The organism is Pedobacter sp. ISL-64 (genome assembly GCF_018613605.1).
GTDB lineage: Bacteria > Bacteroidota > Bacteroidia > Sphingobacteriales > Sphingobacteriaceae > Pedobacter.
Genome location: NZ_JAGGPU010000001.1, coordinates 1 through 21,454 on the forward strand (window position 1 = coordinate 1; position 21,454 = coordinate 21,454).

Annotated in this window: 21 protein-coding genes; 14 read left to right on the plus strand and 7 right to left on the minus strand. The window is 39.3% G+C overall.

The window, feature by feature from the left end; all coding sequences use genetic code 11:
- Nucleotides 1–131: 131 nt before the first annotated feature.
- Together J7E57_RS00005 and J7E57_RS00010 are read right to left on the minus strand one after the other, a co-directional pair.
- Nucleotides 132–2,624: a PAS domain S-box protein gene (locus J7E57_RS00005; RefSeq protein WP_215129375.1), complete on the minus strand. Its 2,493-nt coding sequence runs from the start codon at nt 2,622–2,624 to the stop codon at nt 132–134.
- Nucleotides 2,625–2,718: 94 nt separating this feature from the next.
- On the minus strand, nt 2,719–3,621 hold the full coding sequence (locus J7E57_RS00010) for a LysR family transcriptional regulator (RefSeq protein ID WP_215129377.1): 903 nt from the start codon (nt 3,619–3,621) through the stop codon (nt 2,719–2,721).
- A 98-nt stretch (nt 3,622–3,719) separates the two neighbouring features.
- Between J7E57_RS00010 and J7E57_RS00015 the strand changes: the two genes are divergently transcribed.
- A complete protein-coding gene (locus J7E57_RS00015; protein ID WP_215129379.1) occupies nt 3,720–4,349 on the plus strand; it encodes an NAD(P)H-dependent oxidoreductase in 630 nt (209 codons plus the stop codon).
- Nucleotides 4,321–4,605 (plus strand): putative quinol monooxygenase, encoded by a 285-nt coding sequence (locus tag J7E57_RS00020; protein WP_215129381.1) that lies wholly within the window; start codon nt 4,321–4,323, stop codon nt 4,603–4,605. The genes J7E57_RS00015 and J7E57_RS00020 overlap by 29 nt, the downstream gene beginning before the upstream one ends.
- Here J7E57_RS00020 and J7E57_RS00025 read toward each other — a convergent pair whose 3' ends face one another.
- Together J7E57_RS00025 and J7E57_RS00030 are read right to left on the minus strand one after the other, a co-directional pair.
- Nucleotides 4,606–5,457 carry an EamA family transporter gene (locus J7E57_RS00025; RefSeq protein ID WP_215129384.1) on the minus strand — a complete coding sequence of 284 codons (852 nt, stop codon included), beginning with the start codon at nt 5,455–5,457 and terminating at the stop codon, nt 4,606–4,608.
- A 116-nt stretch (nt 5,458–5,573) separates the two neighbouring features.
- Entirely contained in the window at nt 5,574–5,921 is a 348-nt protein-coding gene (locus J7E57_RS00030; RefSeq protein ID WP_215129386.1) for a hypothetical protein, read from the minus strand.
- 119 nt (nt 5,922–6,040) lie between these two features.
- On the opposite strand from J7E57_RS00030, the gene J7E57_RS00035 reads away from it, so the two are divergent.
- The 5 genes from J7E57_RS00035 (at nt 6,041) to J7E57_RS00055 (ending at nt 11,161) form a co-directional block, all read left to right on the plus strand.
- Nucleotides 6,041–6,571 carry a superoxide dismutase family protein gene (locus J7E57_RS00035; RefSeq protein ID WP_215129389.1) on the plus strand — a complete coding sequence of 177 codons (531 nt, stop codon included), beginning with the start codon at nt 6,041–6,043 and terminating at the stop codon, nt 6,569–6,571.
- A 200-nt stretch (nt 6,572–6,771) separates the two neighbouring features.
- Entirely contained in the window at nt 6,772–7,305 is a 534-nt protein-coding gene (locus J7E57_RS00040) for an ExbD/TolR family protein (RefSeq protein ID WP_215129391.1), read from the plus strand.
- A 309-nt stretch (nt 7,306–7,614) separates the two neighbouring features.
- Nucleotides 7,615–7,821 (plus strand): bacteriocin, encoded by a 207-nt coding sequence (locus tag J7E57_RS00045; protein WP_215129392.1) that lies wholly within the window; start codon nt 7,615–7,617, stop codon nt 7,819–7,821.
- A gap of 62 nt (nt 7,822–7,883) precedes the next feature.
- Nucleotides 7,884–9,044 carry an HlyD family secretion protein gene (locus J7E57_RS00050; protein ID WP_215129394.1) on the plus strand — a complete coding sequence of 387 codons (1,161 nt, stop codon included), beginning with the start codon at nt 7,884–7,886 and terminating at the stop codon, nt 9,042–9,044.
- Between the two features lie 5 nt (nt 9,045–9,049).
- Nucleotides 9,050–11,161 (plus strand): peptidase domain-containing ABC transporter, encoded by a 2,112-nt coding sequence (locus tag J7E57_RS00055; protein WP_215129396.1) that lies wholly within the window; start codon nt 9,050–9,052, stop codon nt 11,159–11,161.
- A 484-nt stretch (nt 11,162–11,645) separates the two neighbouring features.
- Here J7E57_RS00055 and metK read toward each other — a convergent pair whose 3' ends face one another.
- Nucleotides 11,646–12,896: a methionine adenosyltransferase gene (metK, locus tag J7E57_RS00060; protein ID WP_215129398.1), complete on the minus strand. Its 1,251-nt coding sequence runs from the start codon at nt 12,894–12,896 to the stop codon at nt 11,646–11,648.
- 225 nt (nt 12,897–13,121) lie between these two features.
- On the opposite strand from metK, the gene J7E57_RS00065 reads away from it, so the two are divergent.
- The 5 genes from J7E57_RS00065 (at nt 13,122) to hisS (ending at nt 17,122) form a co-directional block, all read left to right on the plus strand.
- Nucleotides 13,122–14,003, plus strand: coding sequence for a diacylglycerol/lipid kinase family protein (locus J7E57_RS00065; protein WP_251029740.1), 882 nt, complete (start codon nt 13,122–13,124; stop codon nt 14,001–14,003).
- 149 nt (nt 14,004–14,152) lie between these two features.
- Nucleotides 14,153–14,503 carry a translation initiation factor gene (locus J7E57_RS00070; RefSeq protein ID WP_215129402.1) on the plus strand — a complete coding sequence of 117 codons (351 nt, stop codon included), beginning with the start codon at nt 14,153–14,155 and terminating at the stop codon, nt 14,501–14,503.
- Nucleotides 14,504–14,729: 226 nt separating this feature from the next.
- Nucleotides 14,730–14,930 carry a hypothetical protein gene (locus J7E57_RS00075; RefSeq protein ID WP_215129404.1) on the plus strand — a complete coding sequence of 67 codons (201 nt, stop codon included), beginning with the start codon at nt 14,730–14,732 and terminating at the stop codon, nt 14,928–14,930.
- Complete coding sequence (locus tag J7E57_RS00080) at nt 14,920–15,540, plus strand: LytR/AlgR family response regulator transcription factor (protein ID WP_215129406.1); 621 nt, start codon at nt 14,920–14,922, stop codon at nt 15,538–15,540. Before J7E57_RS00075 ends, J7E57_RS00080 begins: the two co-directional genes overlap by 11 nt.
- 190 nt (nt 15,541–15,730) lie before the next feature.
- The gene (gene hisS, locus J7E57_RS00085; RefSeq protein ID WP_215129408.1) at nt 15,731–17,122 is read left to right on the plus strand and encodes a histidine--tRNA ligase; all 1,392 of its coding nucleotides are present in this window, start codon (nt 15,731–15,733) and stop codon (nt 17,120–17,122) included.
- A gap of 108 nt (nt 17,123–17,230) precedes the next feature.
- Here hisS and J7E57_RS00090 read toward each other — a convergent pair whose 3' ends face one another.
- Nucleotides 17,231–17,968, minus strand: a complete 738-nt coding sequence (locus J7E57_RS00090) for a class I SAM-dependent methyltransferase (protein WP_215129410.1) — start codon at nt 17,966–17,968, stop codon at nt 17,231–17,233.
- 170 nt (nt 17,969–18,138) lie between these two features.
- On the opposite strand from J7E57_RS00090, the gene J7E57_RS00095 reads away from it, so the two are divergent.
- On the plus strand, nt 18,139–19,437 hold the full coding sequence (locus J7E57_RS00095) for an MFS transporter (protein ID WP_215129412.1): 1,299 nt from the start codon (nt 18,139–18,141) through the stop codon (nt 19,435–19,437).
- Between the two features lie 209 nt (nt 19,438–19,646).
- On the opposite strand, the gene J7E57_RS00100 is transcribed toward J7E57_RS00095, so the two are convergent.
- Complete coding sequence (locus J7E57_RS00100) at nt 19,647–20,027, minus strand: VOC family protein (protein WP_215129414.1); 381 nt, start codon at nt 20,025–20,027, stop codon at nt 19,647–19,649.
- Nucleotides 20,028–20,148: 121 nt separating this feature from the next.
- Here J7E57_RS00100 and J7E57_RS00105 point away from each other — a divergent pair, with 121 nt between their 5' ends.
- Nucleotides 20,149–21,429 carry a replication-associated recombination protein A gene (locus J7E57_RS00105; protein WP_215129416.1) on the plus strand — a complete coding sequence of 427 codons (1,281 nt, stop codon included), beginning with the start codon at nt 20,149–20,151 and terminating at the stop codon, nt 21,427–21,429.
- Nucleotides 21,430–21,454: the final 25 nt, after the last annotated feature.

Below are 21,454 nucleotides of genomic sequence, written 5' to 3' on the forward strand. Positions count from 1 at the left end.
AGATGTGTCCACACGATAGGCCTGCGCGGGAATGACGATACAATACAATGGCGTTTGTGCTTAGAAATGACGAATTTCAGGAAAAACCTCTGCGAAAACCTTAGTGATCTTTGCGGTAAAAACTGTGCTAATTAACCCAATGGCAAAGTAAAATGAAAAACAGAACCCTTACCTTCTTCGCTTTCTGCCCATATCCGGCCGCCATGTCTTTCAATAATTTCGGCGCTTAAGTAAAGCCCGATTCCAAAGCCCGAAATGGTGTGGTTACCCTGCACACGGTAATAACGTTCGAAAAGTTTATCAATATCTTCGGGCTTTATACCTATTCCCTCATCTTTAATCTGAATTTCAACCTCAGTATCGTGCAATTTGCAGGTAATCTCGATACGTGTACCATTGTCTGAGTATTTTAAGCCATTGCTGATGAGGTTAGAAAGCACATTCCCGATTTTATTCCGATCGGCATTAATGTTAACCTCGCATGTTGGGTTTAATATAATTTGATGCGAAGATTGCGACACATAAGTTTCTTCGATGGTTTCTTTCAGCAGCTCATCTAAGCTAAAGTTTGTTTTTTCGATAAGCAGCTTGCCCGATTCTAAACGGGATACATTTAAGAAACCATTAATCATGGCGGTCATTTTCCTGATCTGGCTGTGCGCTTTATCTAAAGCGATAATGGCATAGTTATCTTCATCTTTTTTCGCTTTGCGCTGCAAAACCTGCACAAAACCGTTAATTGCAGTTAGCGGTGTTTTTAACTCGTGACTAACCATTCCGATGAAGTCGTTTTTTCGAATCTCATCTAATTTTTGCTCCGTAATATCGATGAAAAGGCCAGAATACTCCGTTGGATTTCCTTGTTGATCTAAAAAAACACGCCCGGTTGCTCTAACCCATTTTTCCTGACCATTAATTAAATTGTTAATCGGGTATTCCGTATCACTAGGTAAATGGTTTTTCATGGCATTATCCAGCGCCGAAAAAAGCATGTTATGGTAATCCGGATTCACGGCCTTCATAATCATATCCATTTCTGCAGGTTTATCCAAAGGCAAGCCCAGCAAGTCCTTAACAAAGCTCGACATCGTAACTTCAAGTGTTTTAGGATTGATGCTCCAGGTACCCATTCTGCCCGTTTCTATCGCCTGTCTGAGTTTTTCCTCACTGTCTGATAGTTTGTTGGTGTACTTGATCAGGTCATCATGCGTTTTAGCAAGTTCTTCATTTGTAGTGGCCAGCTCTTCGTTTGCTGCTGCCATTTCCATATTTATACCTTGCAGTTCTTCCTGATAAAGTTTTCGCTCTGTAATATCAGGACTTACCGTAGCAATGGCAACTATTTCATCGGTTTCATTTCGAATGGCAAAGCCATTCCATTCAATCCAAAAAGGATTCCCTGTTTTTTCATTCCAGAATCGAATCTCCTGTCTGAAGGTATTATTCTTTAAAATTCCTGGTAGAATTTTCTCCGCCATTAATCGATCCTCAGGAAAAACACAATCTAAGATTGTTCTGTTCGAAATGCCAGACCAACCTAGTTTTTGTAATGCGGCAGGATTTAGGTACTGGATTGACATATCCAATTCGGCAATGCCTATAAATTCTGAACTGGCCTCTATAAGTTTATTTAGATTCAGTCGCTCTATTTCAATTAACTTCCGTTCTGTAATGTCAATGCAGGAGCTAATGTAACCGGCAAATGAGCCATCGGCATGAAACCGTGGCGGACCACTCGCAAGCAACCATCTGTAGTCGCCTTTTTTAGTTAGTATTCTAAATTCGCCGGTAAAAGGTCTTTTTTCGGCAAGGGCCGAAAGGTAAATATTTATATACCTATCCCGATCTTCAGGGTGAATTAAATCTGTCCAGCCAAAGTCGAGCAGATCTTTCATCGATCGGCCCGTGAGTTTTACCCACGATTTATTAAAATAAATGGCATTTCCACTTTCATCAGCAACAGCAATAAAAATATCGGTTCCTTCCGCCATGGTCCTAAAACGCTTTTCGCTTTCCGAAAGCTGGTTAAAGCGCTCAACAACCCTTAATTCCAGTTCGTTGTTTAAAACGTGCAGTGTTTCTTGTGTTTCCTGGAGTTCTTCGTTGGTGGCCACAAGCTCTTCATTGGTTGTGGCAAGTTCTTCTACTGTAGCCGCCAGTTCTTCATTTAAAGTTTGCTCGCGTTGTAACGCCTCTTCTCTTTCAAGCGCCTGTTCTACGGCCTGCTGTCTAAGTACCCGCTCGCTTACATCAATTGCAGTGTGTAAAATGCAAATGGTTTTACCTGCATCGTTTTTTATGGCCCGGTATTCAAAATCAAAATAGAAAGTTTTCAGTTTACCATCAACCATCAAATCCGCTGCGGTATCTTTTCCTGAGATAACTAAACCTTCTAACCATACTTTCCTGAACATATCGATAAAAGGTTGTCCTTTAAGTTCAGGTAAAGCCTCTTCTAACGATTTTCCGATTACGCTCCTGTCTTTTCCCCATATTCTGAGCATTGCATCATTTGCCGCCTGAATTATGGCCGTTTCGCCAACATGAACAGCTGTGGCCGTATGGGTCAAATTAAAAACTTCTAATAATTGATCGCTACTTAAAAGGTGATTAGGATAACTCATTATGGAAGCTTAAAGTATTATCTGAAATAATTATTTATCTATTGTCTAAGCAAAATTAAATCAGGGATCTAACCATGATCATTTTCAATATAAACTATATACTAACCATAACCTCCTTAAAAAGTTTTTTAATAATGTGGATTTCTGATGCATACTGGGTGTTTTTCCTACAACCAAAATATAAAGTGTTTGTCAGTTTTGAGGTGCCTTCCCAAATTACTTTTACTTTTTCTTCTTCAACTTCTTTTTTGCAAAGAAAATCGGGTATAATAGCCAGGCCTTTTCCTCCGGATAAGCAGCGCACAATCGAATTGAGGTTAGGTACAATGTAGTTAGGGCGAAAATCGGCATGCTTGCCAAAGTTAAGCTGCCAGAAACGTAGAAGGTGCTCCATATCGCCGGCTGTTCCATACCACTTTTGCTGTTTTAACCAGGCTTCCATTCCGGCTAAATCTTTCTTTTTAACCAACGAATTAAAAGTTTGCCCATCAGTTTCTATTCCACCTACTAAAACAATGGTTTCGGAGGAAAAAGCCTCGTGTTCTACATTGGCCGAATTGCCTTTTTGTGGGGTGATAATCAGGTCTAAAATACCTTTATCCAATTGGTCTAACATTTCAGGATATTCGCCGAAACGGATGATCACATTAAAAGGAAGTGTAGAGATATATTGTTCGAGCGTAATCTGGAAAGTTTCGAAACACATGCCTACGCTAATGGTTGGTGTATGTTTCTCAGTGCTTTTTTGAAAATGTTTTTCAGCATCCTCAAGTTTTGTAAGCGGCTCTACAATGAAATTATAAAGCACTTTTCCTTTTTCGGTCGGAATCATCTTCCTCCCCGTACGTTCGAACAGCTTATAGCCAACGTAACTTTCTAAAGAACTTAAATGCAAACTTACCCCAGGCTGCGAAATAAACAGGTTCTCTGCTGCACCGGTTAAGGTTCCTGTTTTATAAATTGCCTTGAAACTTCTGTACCATTCTAAATTAACCATAATCTTGCTATTATAATTCTGATACAAAGCTATGAATTAACTTGTTTTAATAATAGATTTCGGCGCTGTAATTTTGTTTTATCAAATAGAAAAACGAAATGACAAAAATATTCATCATCAACGGAGGACAAAAATTTGGTCACTCAGGCGGCAGATTTAACGAAACAATAGCTGATGCTACAGCCAGTTTCTTTTCCTCATTGGCAGATTTCGAAGTGAAAATAACTAACATCAATCATGACTACGATCCGAAAGAGGAAGTAGAAAAATATGTTTGGGCAGATGTTGTAATTTACCATACACCCATCTGGTGGTTTCAGTTACCATATGGGTTTAAACAATATATCGATGTTGTGTTTACCGAAGGGCATAAAAAAGGAATCTATGTAAGTGATGGCCGTAAAGCAGATAATCCGACAAGAAACTACGGCACCGGAGGGATGTTGCATGGCCGTAAGTACATGGTAACATCATCGTGGAACGCACCCAAAGAAGCATTTACCTTACCTGAAGAATTTTTTATGGAAACCAGTGTGGATGATGGTGTATTGTTTGGTTTTCATAGAATGAACGCTTTTACCGGAATGAAACGCATAGATGGCATCCATTTTCACGATGTAGAAAAGAACGCAGATATAACGAATGCACTTAAATTGCATGAGGAACATTTAACCCAAAATTTTTTAAATACAGCAGTATATGAGCATTTATCTAACAGCAATTGTTAAAAGTAAAAAAGAAACCACTGCGGCATTAAGAACTATGCTGTTGGATATGGTGGTAAATTCCCGCAAAGAGGAGGCCTGCATTCAGTACGATCTGCATGAATCTGCAGTTGATAATACTTTTATTTTTCAAGAGGAGTGGAAAGATCAGGCAGGTTTGGATCTCCACGATCAGCAGCCTTATATCTTAGCCTTTGTAGCGCAAGCAGATATGTTAACGGATGGTATTGTAATTTTTAAAACAGAAAAACTGGCCTAATTACAGTTTTGCACGCCTGGCTGTTAACGAAGAACCCGCAGAAGCAATAACAACGAAAGCCACGGCAAAACATTCTTTTAAAGTGAGGTATTCTTGTAAAAAAACGAGTGCAGCTAATGAAGCCATGGCGGGTTCGAGGCTCATTAAAATACTGAAAGTCCGGGCAGGAAGCTGCTTAAGGGCTCTCATTTCGAGGGTAAACGGGATGGCGCTTGATAGTAGAGCAAGCGCTGCTCCTAAACCCAGTAATTTTGGATTAAGGCCACTTAAGCCGTCGCTAAAAACACCAAATGGCAAGATGACTATGGTAGCGAATAACATTCCAATGGCAACAGCATCACCACCTTTCATTATTTTTGAGATCCTACCACCCAGTATAATATAGGCTGCCCAAAAAATGCCGGCTAAAAGTGCCAACAATACACCCACAACATTTAGCCCTGTACTGGCCCAGGGGGCAATTAGTGCAATGCCGGCTGCGGCCAGTACTACCCAAAGGAAATCTATAGGTTTTTTAGATCCAAAAATAGCCAGGCCCAATGGGCCAACAAATTCTAAAGTTACGCCTAAACCGATCGGAATTCTTGCTATAGCCATATAGAATACCATATTCATTACCCCTAAACAAACACCGTATAGGGTAACATATTTCCATTGTTTGGCATTTAGTTTAAATAGGTTTGGCCTAAAAGCGATTAATAAGATGATCGCTGATAAACCGATCCGTAACGATGCGGTAGCAGCGGCACCAATTTGTGGGAAAAGTCCTTTTGCAATTGCCGCCCCACATTGCACGCTGATAATAGACAATAAAACGGCTGGTATGGGTGGGATATTGATTTTGCTTTTCATCTGTCGCTGGTAAATGAGGCGCAAAATTACGGAATTATAACCTGCTAATATTTTAAAATACAAAAAGGGAGAATCAGATTACGCTAATTCTCCCTTCCAATAAAATTTTTAGGCTATTAACAGAAAAGTTCCTGTTCATCTCTATTTTCGGTAGGAATTTTCTTTAAGAAATCATCAAATGCCGGTCCTTCATTATCAGAGTAGATGCCGTAAGCATCTAATATATATCCAATGTTTTTCTCCTGATCTTCTACCAGATACAATACTGAATTGTCTGCAGGATCTGAATCTCCTTCAAAGCGATAAGTTTTAACAATGGTTAAATCTTCGGGGCTATAAATTTTTCCGAGCGATTTACTTTGCATCTTACCATGATCAGAAATTTTTAATTCGTTATCTTTCCCTTTCAGCCTCAATTTCTCCAAAATTTGACTTAAAGTGTTCATTGCAATTGGCTGTTCCATAGTTATACGATTTTATACTGTTTAAACAAGTGGCATTCGAAATGGTTTTAGCATCCTTCTTTTTAAAGCAAACTAAATGATTGTCAATCTGTTTCTTATGTAAACTAAATTTTTATAAAATGAAAAAATATCTTCTAAGCTTAGCTATTGCAGGCGTAGCACTTATCAGTGCTTGTGCCAAAACTGACAAAGAAATTGCCCAGGCCACTTTGACCGAAACAGCTGATAATACAAAAACCATTGGAACGGCAAAGTTTTACGAATTAAGCGATGGAAAAATTAAGATGGACATCGAGATGAATTTTGCTGCACGTGCAGACAGTAATGTTGCGGTCCACTTTCACGAACATGGCGATTGTGGCAATATGGGCGAAAATACACACGGCCACTGGAACCCAACTAAAGAAGCTCACGGCAAATGGGGATCTGCCAATTATCACAGCGGTGACATTGGCAACATCATGTTGGATAATAAAGGCCATGCCACGCTTTCGGTTACTACCGATAGATGGAGCATTAAAGATGGTGATATTAAAAACATTATCGGTCGTGGAATTATTGTGCATGGCGGTACCGACGATTATACTACACAACCAACTGGTAACTCGGGGCCAAGGGTGGGTTGCGGTGTAATTGAAGCAGTGAAGTAGTATTAATATGATCGTCATTGCGAGAAGGCTTTTTCAGCCGACGAAGCAATCTTAATACGGTAGCCATAAACCCACAGTTGTAAGATTGCTTCGTCGTTCCTCCTCGCAATGACGACTTTTTCTTAAGCGATTAAATTTTTAATCGCTTTTTTTATGCAATTTGATAGGGCTTGTCATCATCATTAAAAACCTAAATTATTATGGCAACATTAAACGAATCTCAAAGCGGCAAGGCTGCGAAAGGAAGAACCAAAAAACCTGCCCCAAGGGTAGATCTTACCGCAATGGTAGATCTGATGTTTTTATTAACTACATTTTTTATGCTCACCACCTCATTGGGATCTTTAAATGCGGCAGATATTGCTAAGCCAGTTAAGGATGACGGTGCAGATATTGTGCCTTATCCCGAATCGCGTACCATGACCATCCTGCTCGGCAAAAACAACAAGGCCGTTTGTTACATGGGTACAATTGAAAAGGCAGATATGCACATTATACCTGTGGCAAATATTCAAAAAGAAATTAGTAAAAACGAGAAACTGGTTGCCGAAACTCATCAGCATAATCCTGCCAAATACATGATCGTCATTATCAAGCCAGCTAAAACGGCTAAGTTCAAGGATTTTGTTGATGTAATTGATGAAATGAAAATTGCCAATATTAAATCTTATGCCATTGACGACGATCATATTGCAGAAAAGGAGACTGTATTTATGAAAATGAACGGCATCTGATCAAGCTATTTTTTTTAAAGCAGACTACTTAAAAAACAGCGAATAAAAAGAATATAAAGCGGTTTAAGGCTAATGAATAAATTGAATATGAAAACTAATACCCTAGTTTTTTGGTCGTGATTGCGTTTTTTATGTGCTGGAGGGCTATTTTCTGGATTATTAACGAATCGTTACGTTTGTGTTAGGTGTTTAATACTACATCCATATAGCTAATAATGTTACATTAGTCGAAGTGTTTGGCCAAGCATCAGGCGCATCCCGAAAAGCCTTCAAAAGAGTAGGGGTCTTAAAACTCAAAAAAAATCTAGTATGAAAAGTTTAGAATTAAAAAATCTTGGTGTTAAAGAAATGAACACAACTGAAATGTCACAAGTTGAAGGTGGTGGTATTATCAACAATACATTAAACGAACTTTTAACTTCTCTTGCAGGAACTTTAAATGCAGTTGGTGCAGACACTTCGACATTTTTAAGCAAAACAGTTACCAATGTTTTGAAACTTGTTTGGAGTCTATAAGCAATTTATTGTATCCGCTGTTCTGGTTTTCAGAATAGCGGATGCTTTACGATTTCAACACTATGGCGTTAACCAGCTACTCTACAGAAAGAATTTCAAATACCGCTCTCGTTTACCGTTCTCAAATTAGTAAATCAAGTCAGTTAATTTATGTCGTTGCCGTGGCAGCCATTTTAATTGTTTTGATTGCCCTTCCATTTGTTAAAATACCCATTAGTATAAATGGGACAGGCGTTTTACAATCGACCATCGAAAAAACAGAACTTATTGTACCGGTTAATGGCCGGTTAATACAGTACAAACTTTCGGATAATAAAAGACTTAAGCAAGGCGATACGCTCTTAGCCATTGATGCGGGTTTACCCAAACAGCAGGACGCCTTGGTTGAAACCCGCAAAAACCAGATCACCCATTTTTTACAAGACATTAGCACGCTGTTATCATTTAACGGTGGGTCATCAAATTTGCAAAGCGGTCAATATGTAGCTTCTTGGCAACAATATGTGCAGGAGTCAAAAAATGCTGGTATTGCAAAAAGACAGGCCGCGAGCAACTTTGCGCGCTATAGTAAGCTCTATCAGAATAAAGTACTTACGCAATCTGAATACGAAAAATACAAATACGAACTAGAGCAGGCCGAATCGGTTTACTTAATGGTGCGTACCAAATATAAAACCCAATGGCAAACTGAAGCCAATGGTTACCGGAATGAGCTGCGCCAACTTTCGGGCCAGCAGGCAGAGCTTAATGAGCAGAAAAAACAATACGTATTACGTGCGCCGATAGATGGTTCAGTTCAGAACTTAGTCGGTTTGCAGAATGGCGCATACGTATTTGCCAACCAAAAAGTAGGAGAGGTTTCGCCCGATGCGGGTTTAGCTGCCTACTGTTATATCAATCCTTCAGATATTGGCCTGATTAGAAAAGGCCAAGAAGTGCATTTTCAGATCAATGCCTATAATTATAACCAGTGGGGCTTGGCAGTAGGTAAAGTGATCGATATTTCGGACGATATTGTGATCTTAAATGGTAACCAGCCTGCTTTTAAGGTAAAGTGTTTAATGGACAAAAATTTTTTGATGCTCAAAAACGGTTACAAAGGATACCTCAAAAAAGGAATGAATTTTACGGCTCGTTTTAAAGTAACCGACCGTAGTTTATATCAATTACTTTATGATAAGGTAGATGATTGGGTTAATCCGAATTTAATCCAAAAAACATAGAAGCAATGAGTACAAAAGTTAAGCAACGAGATATAACAGATTGTGGTGCGGCTTGTCTGGCTTCAATTGCTGCTCATTATAAATTGGATTTGGCTGTTGCCCGCATCAGGCAGCTTGCCGGAACCGATAAAAAAGGTACAACCGTTTTAGGACTTGTTGAAGCGGCCCAAAAATTAGGATTTGAAGCGAAAGGTGTAAAGGCACCTTTTGACAGTTTATTTAAAATACCTACGCCCGCTATAGCACATATCATTGTGAATGATATCCTTCAGCATTATGTAGTGATTTACAAAGTAAACAGTAAGTTTATAGAGGTGATGGACCCTATAGATGGGAAAGTGCACCGTAAAACGCACGATGAATTCAAAAAGGAATGGACTGGTGCTTTAGTCTTATTGTTGCCATCAGAAGACTTTCAGATCGGCAATGAAAAAAAATCAATCCAGGGTAGATTTTGGAGTTTGATTAAACCGCATAAAGGCATTCTGACGCAAGTTTTATTTGGTGCTATTGTTTATACTGTACTGGGTTTATCCACCTCTATTTTTGTTCAGAAATTAGTCGATTTTGTACTGGTAGATGGTAACCATAACCTGCTAAACCTCATGAGCATAGCCATGATGGTTATTCTGCTGGTACAGCTGTTTATTGGCTCGGCAAAAACAATTTTTACCTTAAAAACAGGCCAGTTAATCGATTCGCAGCTTATTTTAGGCTACTACAAACACCTGCTCCGTTTGCCACAGCAGTTTTTTGATACCATGCGGGTGGGCGAAATTATTTCGAGGATTAATGATGCGGTAAAAATCAGAACATTTTTAAATGATGTATGCGTAAATTTTGTAGTCAACATTTTTATTGTTTTCTTCTCGTTCATCATGATGTTTACCTACTATTGGAAATTGGCACTCATCACGCTTACCGTTATCCCGTTATACCTAATAATCTATGTAATTACCGATAAATTTAACAAACGTACGCAACGGAGGTTAATGGAAGATGCTGCCGAGCTCGAATCGCAATTGGTAGAGAGCTTAAACGCTGTAGGTACCATTAAACGTTTCGGCTTGGAAGATCATGCCAACGATAAAACCGAAACCCGTTTTATTAAGTTGCTCCAGGCAGGCTTTAAATCGAATATAAATGCCGTTGTATCGGGTACTTCTACCGAGTTTATTTCGCGCATGATTACCATTGTATTGCTTTGGGTGGGTGCAGGTTATGTATTAAGCAATTCGATTACCCCTGGAGAACTATTGTCGTTTTATACCTTGATCGGTTATTTTACAGGACCAGTATCTTCTTTAATCGGGATGAATAAAACCGTACAGGATGCGGTAATTGCGGCCGACAGGTTATTCGAAATTATGGATCTGGAACGCGAAAGTGATGAGAACCAGATTGAACTGAGTACCGATAAAATTGGGGATATTCATTTCGAAAATGTTTCTTTCCGCTATGGGGCAAGGCTACCCGTTTTCGAAAACCTGAATTTAACCATTCCACAAGGTAAATTTACAGCCATTGTTGGCGAGAGTGGATCAGGAAAATCAACGTTAATGTCTATCCTGCAGAATATTTATCCGATACAGGCGGGCAATGTGCGCATCGGTAAATATGATCTGAAATACATTACCAATTCGTCGCTTCGTAGAATGGTATCGGTAGTGCCTCAACAGATTGATTTATTTGCCGGTAATGTAATCGACAATATTGCCATTGGCGAAGAAGAACCCGATATGCAAAGGATTATTGATATTGCCACTAAGCTGGGTTTAATTGGTTTTATTGAGGCTTTACCTAAGGGCTTTCAGACTTATTTGGGCGAAAACGGTACATCTTTATCAGGCGGACAAAGGCAGCGCATTGCCATTGCAAGGGCTTTATACCGCAATCCGGAAATTCTGATTTTAGACGAGGCCACCTCATCGCTAGATTCGGTTTCTGAGCAACATGTACAACGCATGATCGAGCTTCTAAAAGCCGAACAGAAAACCGTAATTGTAATTACGCACCGATCGAGCACGTTGAACAATGCTGATAAAATTATTGTATTGGATAAAGGTTTAGTAGTAGAGCAAGGCAGTCATCAGGAACTGAAATACCATTTGGCCTAAACTTACTTAGGAGGCAAGTGCAGGGAAAACTTCGTAAGTCTAGCGTAGGAAAAAATATTTTGTATTGTTTTTTGAAAAGCAGGTTCAGTAGTGTATCGGCTTATTCAGTCCTGCTCCCGCTTCTGCTCCGATGAAAAATCGGGAGCAGAAGCGGGAGCAGGTTTAAATACATTAGCTTTTGCTCCTATTATCGGAAAACCGCAAAGTTCCAGCAGATTTATTTCTTGAGAAGATTTCTCCCCCCAAGAACCACCTGCCCAAGTTAACTAAACCCGACAGGAGCGAACACCGAACGCAGTGAGGTAAAGCGGATGGCGGGGCTTTCGGAACCGATGTGCGCAGAACCCTGCTTTTCAAAAAAAACGCTTGGATACTTACGAATTCTGCCATTGCCGTTAGCCCTGTCGACTTCATAAGTCTAAAACAAGAAAAGGCGTTTTGCAACATTGCAAAAACGCCTTTTTCTATAAATTTATTAGAAGAATTAAATGCCGAAAGCAGTTTTAACCTGATCTACGTAATCTAATTTCTCCCAGGTAAACAAATCAACAGTAACTGTTTTTTCGTCACCGTTTGGTGTTCTGAAAGTTTTGGTAACCGTTTCTGGCGTACGGCCCATGTGCCCATAAGCAGCCGTTTCGCTATAAATTGGGTTTCTTAATTTCAAACGTTGCTCAATAAAGTAAGGACGCATATCGAAAATCGATTCTACAATTTTAGCAATTTCGCCATCCGTTTTACCCACCTTGCCAGTACCGTAAGTATTGATGTAAATACCCATTGGTTTTGCAACACCGATAGCATATGATACCTGAACCAAAATTTCGTCAGCCACGCCAGCAGCCACTAAGTTTTTAGCGATATGGCGTGTAGCGTAAGCCGCACTTCTATCTACTTTACTTGGATCTTTACCCGAAAAAGCACCACCGCCATGTGCACCTTTACCACCGTAAGTATCAACAATAATTTTTCTTCCGGTTAAACCAGTATCGCCGTGAGGGCCACCAATTACAAATTTACCGGTTGGATTAATGTGGTATTCAATTTTATCGTTAAACAAATGTGCGTATGCAGGATTACTTTTGATAATTCTTGGGATCAGGATATTCACTAAATCAGTTTTGATTTTAGCCAGCATTGTTGCTTCTTCATCAAAATCATCGTGTTGTGTAGAAATTACAATCGCATCGATACGTATTGGTTTATTGTTATCGTCGTACTCTAAAGTAACCTGGCTTTTTGCATCTGGGCGTAAATAAGTGATTTCGTTATTTTCGCGGCGCAGAACAGCAAGTTCCTGTAATAATTTATGAGAAAGGTTTAATGCCAAAGGCATATAATCTTCCGTTTCGTTGGTGGCGTAACCGAACATCATACCCTGATCGCCAGCACCCTGTTCTTCTTTGTTGCTTCTATCTACACCTTGGTTAATATCTTGAGATTGCTCGTGTATTGCCGATAAAATTCCGCAAGAGTTGGCCTCAAACATATATTCACTTTTGGTATAGCCAATTTTCTTGATTACATCGCGGGCAATCTGTTGTACATCTAAATATGTTTTAGATTTTACCTCACCAGCCAAAATAACCTGACCAGTAGTTACCAAAGTTTCGCAAGCAACCTTTGATTCTGGATCGAATGCTAAAAAGTTATCAATTAATGCATCCGAAATTTGATCGGCGATTTTATCTGGGTGGCCTTCAGAAACAGATTCTGATGTAAATAAATATGACATTTATTAAATAAATTAATGGTAAATAAACAAATTAATAGTTGCCAAACCCCTTGGAAACAGGTGTTTAAATGATTGAAAGGAGGCATTAGCAATTTTTTTAAGTGGTTGCAATCCGGTCCCGAGGTGTCGGGATAGCAAATCAATCCACTTTTTTACTGCTGCAAAATTAGCATATTTTCTTTATTTCAAAAATTATAGATTATTTTGTGCACTCATTCTTACACTTTGCACACAAAGATCAATATCCTCTTTATTATAAACCCTATCTCTGGTGGGCGAGGGAAATTACGCATCCCTGATTTTATTGATCAATACCTGGATAAGGAAAAGTTTAGTCCGAACTTTGTTTTTAGTGAATATGTTGGTCATGCCGGCGAATTGGCAGACGAGGCTGCGACTAAAAATTTTGATGTAATTGTTGCTGCGGGTGGCGATGGCACCATTAACGAGGTGGCCAGTAAAGTGTTAAAACACAAAAAGATTTTGGGGATTTTACCGCTTGGATCGGGAAACGGCCTTGCCCGGTTTTTAAGAATATCGAAAAATTTAAGGTATGCACTTTCCCTGATCAATAATTTTAGGGTTGATGAGATTGATACTGCCGAGTTTAACAACAAATGTTTTTTTAATCTGGCCGGTATGGGATTCGATGCCCATTTGAGCGCTGTTTTTTCGAAAGATAAAAAACGCGGTCTGTCAGGTTATGTAAAGCTGGGTTTTAAGGAGGTTTTTAACTATAAAGCCCAAACTTATCTCATTAATATTGATGGCGTTCAATATACCAAAAAAGCTTTTGCCATTAGCATTGCCAATTCATCGCAGTACGGCAACGATGTTTATATCGCACCTAATGCTTCGGTAAAAGATGGCTTGCTTGATGTTTGCATTATTAAACCTTTTCCGATAATAAAATTGCCATTATTGGGTTATGTAATGTTAAGAGGGAAGGCCGAAACATCAGATATGATTGAAATTATTAAAGGCAAAAACATTAAAATTACCAGAGAAAAAGCTGGTGCAGTGCATGTAGATGGCGAGCCCTTACAAATGGGGACAGAGATACACGCGGTAGTAAATCCACTTTCGCTCAAAGTAATTGTACCTTGAGTGTGGCGCTAAGCGTTACGCGGTTGGTGTTGTTCCTGATCAAATAGATTGCTTCGCAAGCTCAAGTCTGGCGCCGCAACGAATTGTTAGGCCATGCACCCCAAACTAATGAACAAATGGTCAGTGAACCAATGAACCTTTTATAAAACATGAAACCAAAGAAAAATAGTTTAAGTGATCTTGGCGGAATTATGTATTCTACCAATCCAGAATTCGAATACGAAGAAGAAGTTGATGATACTGTTACTTCGCAAAACAATCATCAGGATTTAAGGGTAATGCTCGATAAAAAGAACCGTGGTGGCAAGGCGGTAACCTTAATTACTGGTTTTAGAGGGCGTACCGAAGATTTAGAAGTATTGGGCAAAATGCTTAAAACCAAATGTGGTGTAGGTGGCTCAGTTAAAGATGGCGAAATCATGATCCAGGGCGATGTGCGCGATAAAGTAATGGGCATTCTTCAGAAAGATGGCTATAAAGTAAAAAAAGCTGGGGGGTAATATTAACGTGATTAAATTATAGTTAAATTTAAAGAGGTGTCATCCTGAGCGTAGTCGAAGGATCTTTTTTTAATTCTCCCGGTATAATGGGCTTCAACTATGACAGCGCTCGTAAAATACTAAAAGTCTACCCATCAATCCTCATCGCAAACCGACTTATTCTCAATGTTGATTTTTAAATGGATAACGCGTCATTACTTTCGTTGAACCATTTAAATCAATCAACATGAAACAATTATTATTTTTATTCTTTTTTATCATTGCTTTTGGCTTACAAGTTGCGCACGCAGAATTTTTGAATCTTGGTGCAGCAGAGATAATAATGCTTTTGGTCGTGGGCTTTTTTGCTGTGACCTTCGTTATAGGTTTTATTTTTTTATGTTTATACTTAATTAGACGTGTTAAGCCAGCTAAAAATGAAAAATAAGATAATCTTTGGGTTGGTTTTTATCCTCGCCTATGGTATTCATATTGCCTATGCCGACTTTTTAAATATGGGTAGCGCGGAAGTAATTATGCTCTTCGTAGCAGGCCTTGTCTTTTTCGGATTTTTTGGTGGCATTTTTATGCTGATCTACTTTTTGATTAAAAAAAACCGTAATACGTCATCAAACGCTGCCCCAAATACCGTAGCCATAAACTTTGCACCTCCGCTTGCTTATCAAAATCCTACAATTGAAGAAAGAATCGACAAAAAGGATACCGTTAAAGGAGTTACCAGGATAGCGTTACCTCAACAGAGTGAAATTAGATATGTTGGTATCGAAGAAATCATCAGGTGCGAAGCGGATAACAATTACACCAACTTCTTTTTTAGCGACGGTGATCAGCTTTTGATTTCAAAATCATTAAAAGAATATTCCGATCTGCTCAAACCCCATGATTTTGTGCGGGCACATCAAAGCCATTTGGTTAACCCAAAATTTGTAAAAAGCTGGCTTAAGGAAGACGGTGGAACGCTTTTAATGGATAGTGGTGATAAAATTCCGGTATCGAAACCAAATCGGGAATTGGTGAAAGAGGTGTTAGGGAAGTAGTTTTGTCGCATCATTATAAACCACCAAGACACAAAGAGCACCAAGACAAATGATTGGCTTTCGAGAGACTTGTTTATTCTAAATAAAAACTTCTTCGTGTCCTTGGTGTCTTTGTGGTTCACCAACGTCTCTTGCCTTCTTTTAAAAACTCTGTGGTTAATAAACATTACATTTTTGTACTTTTGCGGCTATGTCAGTTATTAAACCCTCATTAGCAAAAGGTACCCGCGATTTTTCTCCGGTTGAAATGGTAAAACGTAACTTTATTTACGATACCATTAAAACGGTTTTCAGAAAATATGGTTACGCCGAAATCCAGACGCCAAGTTTCGAAAACCTTTCGACTTTGACAGGGAAATATGGTGACGAAGGCGATAAACTGATTTTTAAAATTTTAAACAGTGGCGAATTTCTTAAAGATCCAAAAAAGAAATCTTTCGATTTTGCAGATGAAGATAATAGCAATAAACTGATTCCGCTAATCTCTGAAAAAGCCTTGCGTTACGATTTAACGGTGCCTTTTGCGCGTTACGTAGTGATGCACCAACACGAAATTACTTTGCCTTTTAAACGTTTTCAGGTACAACCCGTTTGGCGTGCAGACCGCCCACAAAAAGGCAGGTACCGTGAGTTTTATCAGTGCGATGTGGATGTGGTGGGATCTGAAAGTTTATTGAACGAGGCTGAATTTATTTTAATCTACAATGAAGCTTTGAGCAAATTGGGTTTGAAAGATTTCAGCGTAAAAATTAACAATAGAAAAATTTTATCTGGTATTGCTGAGATTATCGGTAAACCAGATTTAATTATCGATATGACCGTAGCCATCGATAAACTGGATAAAATCGGTTTAGATGGCGTAAGTAAAGAATTGTTGGAACGTGGTTTTACCGAAGCAGATTTAGAAAAACTTCGTCCGGTAATTTTGTTGGAAGGCACTAATGAAGAAAAGCTGACTAGTTTGAAAACTGTTTTGGCACAATCAGAAACAGGTTTAAAAGGTGTTGCAGAAATTGAACAGGTTTTCGAATATGTGGAAAGTTTGATTTCTTATGGCTTGCCGTTAACGGCTAAACTGGAATTGGATATTACTTTAGCGCGAGGTTTAAACTACTACACCGGCTGCATTTTCGAAGTTAAAACCAACGAAGTAGCGATGGGCAGCATTGGTGGTGGTGGCCGTTACGATGACTTAACCGGTATGTTCGGTTTAAAAGATTTAACCGGAGTTGGTGTTTCTTTCGGTGCCGACCGCATTTATGATGTATTGGAAGAGCTGGACCTTTTCCCTGCCTCAGCAGAAGTTGGCACAAAAGTGTTGATCAGTAATTTTGATGCAGAAGCTGAAAAATATGCTTTGCCAATTGTTCAGCAGTTCAGAAATGCGGGGATCTCAGCAGAGTTGTACCCAAGTTCGGCGAAACTAAAAAAACAAATGGCCTATGCCGATGCGAAGAACATCCCTTATGTAATTTTAATCGGTGGTGATGAAATTGCAAGCGGAGAACTTACCCTAAAAGATATGCAAAGCGGAGAGCAGAAAAAGCTGACTGTTTTGGGTATTCTGGAGTTGTTGAAATAATTTGCGCATTTTTTGCCGCAAAGAATGCGAAGGATTTCGCTAAGAAACGCAGAGGATGGTTAAGTACCCAACTTTGCGCGCTTTGCATTTTTCTTCTTTTCTTTGCGGTTATGCTAGTTTGCCAATGCGCAATAAAACCGGGAAATGAACGTCTTTCTCCGCATCATCCCCCCAGGCTTCTTTTAATTCGGTAAACATATACTCTAATGGGTTGCGTTCATTCGCCTTTTTATAATGCTGCAAAGAAGACCAGGTATTTAAATAGCCGATCATTTGGTTAAAATTCCAGGTGGTTTTAATCTGAAAATGAGGAGCAACGATCTCTTCAAAAGGAAAGGGGATGGTTTTATAACCTTCTTCAATATAACGGCGTTCGCTGTCCCAATATTTACCCAAAATATCTTCGTAAAGTTTATGTACAGCCTTATCTACTTTTTTATCGATAAACATTAGGCCATAACCAATCGCTGCAAAAAGGCCATTTGGTTTTAGTGTTCGTTTTACCTCAGTGTAAAATGCTTCAAAATTAAACCAATGAATGGCCTGTGCCACCGTAATCAGATCAAAACTAGCATTACCTACCGATGTTTGTTCTGCAGGTTCCACTTTGTAAGTAATATTTGGTTGTTGAAAAGCATTTTTTAATTGATTTTCGCTGATATCTGTCGCATAAACGGCATCGAAATATTGGGCCAATACACGCGCAACCTGTCCATTTCCTGTAGCACAATCCCACGCCGTTTCTTTGCTTTTTACCAGCGAAAACAGATAGTCATATAATTCTTGCGGATAAGTTGGTCGGTAGATAGCGTAATCGGCAGATTGGGTAGAAAAATTATCTTTCATTGTTTAATGATTGAATTTTGAGTGACGAAAAGAGTGAATGATATCGCGATGGGAATAACTCCATTCTTTCTTTATAAAATTATTATATTTTTGATTAACAACTGGTGTAGAATTTAAGTTTCGTTTATCATTCACTCATTCAAAAATCTATCATTCAATAATTCTCTAATATGGGAAAAGCATTACAACAGAAGGAAATTAAGGATGTGGAATATCGGTTGAAATCTATTTTTGGTGGTTCGGTCGGTAATCTTGTGGAGTGGTACGATTGGTATACTTATTCTGCTTTTGCACTTTATTTTTCTCCTGCCTTTTTCCCTAATAGTAATCCAACTGCACAGTTATTAGATACCGCAGGTATTTTTGCAGTAGGCTTTTTAATGCGGCCTATCGGTGGCTGGCTGTTTGGCAGCATTGCAGATAGGTTAGGGCGAAAACGTTCGATGACACTTTCTGTACTCATCATGGCAATAGGCTCATTGATTATCGGTTTAACCCCAGGTTACAAACAGATTGGGATTGCAGCTCCGCTATTACTCATTTTTGCAAGATTGATTCAGGGATTAAGCACTGGCGGCGAATACGGTACTTCTGCCACTTACCTCAGCGAAATGGCCACTAAAAAACATAGAGGCTTTTATTCAAGCTTTCAATACGTAACCCTGATCGGTGGGCAGTTACTGGCTTTGGGTATTCAATTGATCTTGCAAAACTGGTTGCTTACACCTGCCGAACTGCATGAATGGGGCTGGCGGATTCCATTTTTTATCGGCACTATACTTTCTTTTATCGCGCTGTACCTACGGAGACATATCGATGAAACGTCGGCTTTTAAAAGCAAAAACTCGGCAGACAAAAAAGGTGGCATTGCGGTACTTATGAAATATCCAAAGGAAGTTTTTACCGTAGTAGGCTTAACTTTGGGCGGAACGATTGCCTTTTATACATTTAGCACTTACATGCAAAAGTTTCTGGTCAATACCGTGCACCTCAGTAAAGAAACCTCCACAACGTTATCGTTTATTTCGTTGCTTGTTTTTGCCGTTATGCAGCCTTTATTTGGCTTGTTATCTGATAAAATTGGGCGTAAACCTTTATTAATTGGTTTTGGTGTTTTAGGCACTTTATGTACCTATCCAATTTTAACCGGCTTGGCTGGCGAAACCAATACCACTATCATATTCTTGTTGATGATTGGCGCCTTGATTATTGTGAGCGGATATACGAGCATTAATGCGGTAGTTAAGGCAGAGCTGTTCCCCGCCGAAATCAGAGCTCTGGGCGTGGGCTTACCTTATGCTTTAACGGTTGCAATTTTTGGTGGAACCGCAGAATATTTTGCGCTATGGTTTAAAAATATTGGCCATGAAAATTACTTCTATTGGTATGTAACCGGATGTATTTTAATCTCGTTGATTTTATATACCACCATGAAAGATACCAAACACCATTCGAAGATTGAGGACTAATTTCTTGGAGCTTAATACAATATGGGGCGTCATTCCCAACTTGATTGGGAATCTTAATGCAATCAAAACATCGCTTTTTGTAACGAGATTTTGAGGTGTCATCCTGAGCCTGTCGAAGGACTTGTTTAAATATCCGGAGAGACGTTTCGATAGGCTCAACGTGACAAATTCGAATGGAATTACAAATATGATACAGTCTGGATGTCAAGCTACAAATAATTACTCACTTCAATTAAATTCATATCCGGGTCTCGGAGGTAAATAGAGATGATTTTCCCATCGGCGCCAGTGCGTTCTACAGGCCCTTCCTCAATTTCTATGCATTTTTCTTTTAGTTCCTGCATCACTTCGCGTAAGGGGAAATCGGTAATAAAACATAGATCGGCTGTTCCGGGCATGGGTTTAAAAGCTTTTGGTTCAAACTCACTTCCATATAGGTGCAGGTTAATTTTCTGATTCCCAAATTTCAAAGCCTTTCTGTTTTCGCCAAACTCAATAACTTCCATTCCCAGGGCAAGGTTATAAAACCTGCAGGTACTTTCTAAATTGGCAACCGTTAATACAAGGTGATCTAAGTTTTTAATGTCCATAACAATAAATTAGAACTAAAGCATCCGTCCTTTTGTTTTAACAACCTGGGATTTATGCTTTCAATATTTGGTTAGTAAATTATCGACAAACAAAATACTCAATTTTTATATATTTACCATTATGCAAAACCTGCCTCCTTTAGCCGAACGTATGCGCCCTCAAAATCTCGATGAATATGTTGGTCAACAGCATTTAGTTGGAGAAGGTGCAGTATTGCGCAAAGCGATCGAAAGCAGTCAGCTCCCTTCAATGATTTTTTGGGGACCTCCAGGTGTAGGTAAAACAACTTTGGCTTATATCATTTCGCAGGCATTAGATCGTCCTTTTTTTAATTTAAGCGCCATTAACAGTGGCGTGAAGGATATTCGGGAGGTGATCGACAGGGCCGCACAGCTGAAGGATAGTTTTTTAGGCCTACCCATTCTGTTTATCGATGAGATTCACCGTTTTAGCAAATCGCAGCAGGATAGTCTGTTGGGGGCAGTAGAAAGAGGTTTGGTTACCTTAATTGGTGCCACAACCGAAAATCCATCTTTCGAGGTGATCTCCGCTTTACTTTCCCGCTGTCAGGTCTACATTTTAAAATCGTTAACCGAAACGGAGTTAGCGGGTTTATTGGAAACAGCCATTAAAAAAGATAGCGTTCTTTCAGAGAAGAATATTGCTATAAAAGAGCACGAAGCATTGATCCGTTTATCGGGTGGTGATGCGCGGAAATTGTTAAACGTGCTCGAAATTGCCATTAATGGCATCGGTGGAAATAAAATTATACTCACCAACGAAAATGTGCTGGCGCATGCACAGCAGAACCTTGCGTTATACGATAAAGCCGGAGAGCAACACTACGATATCATTTCGGCCTTTATTAAATCCATCCGTGGCAGCGATCCCAATGCCGCCGTTTATTGGCTGGCCCGGATGATAGAAGGTGGTGAAGATCCGTTGTTCATTGCCCGTAGGTTACTGATCTTGTCTTCAGAAGATATTGGTAATGCCAACCCTAATGCCCTGCTTTTGGCGAATAACTGTTTTACTGCAGTAAATGTAATCGGTTATCCGGAGGCGCGGATTATTTTATCGCAGTGTGTAACCTATCTGGCCAGTTCGCCTAAAAGCAATGCATCTTATGAGGCCATTAATAAAGCACAGGCTTTGGTTAAGCAGACCGGAAATTTGCCTGTGCCTTTGCATATCCGTAATGCACCGACCAAACTGATGAAAAATATCGGTTATGGAAAAGATTACCAATATTCGCACGGATATGAAGGCAATTTTTCACCACAAGAATATTTTCCAGAAGAATTAAGTGGCACTAAACTCTACGATCCGGGAAAAAACCCTGCAGAAGAGAAGTTGCGTGAAAAACTTAAGCAGAACTGGAAAGACAAATACAAATATTAGTGTAACATTTTCTGCCTAATGCATA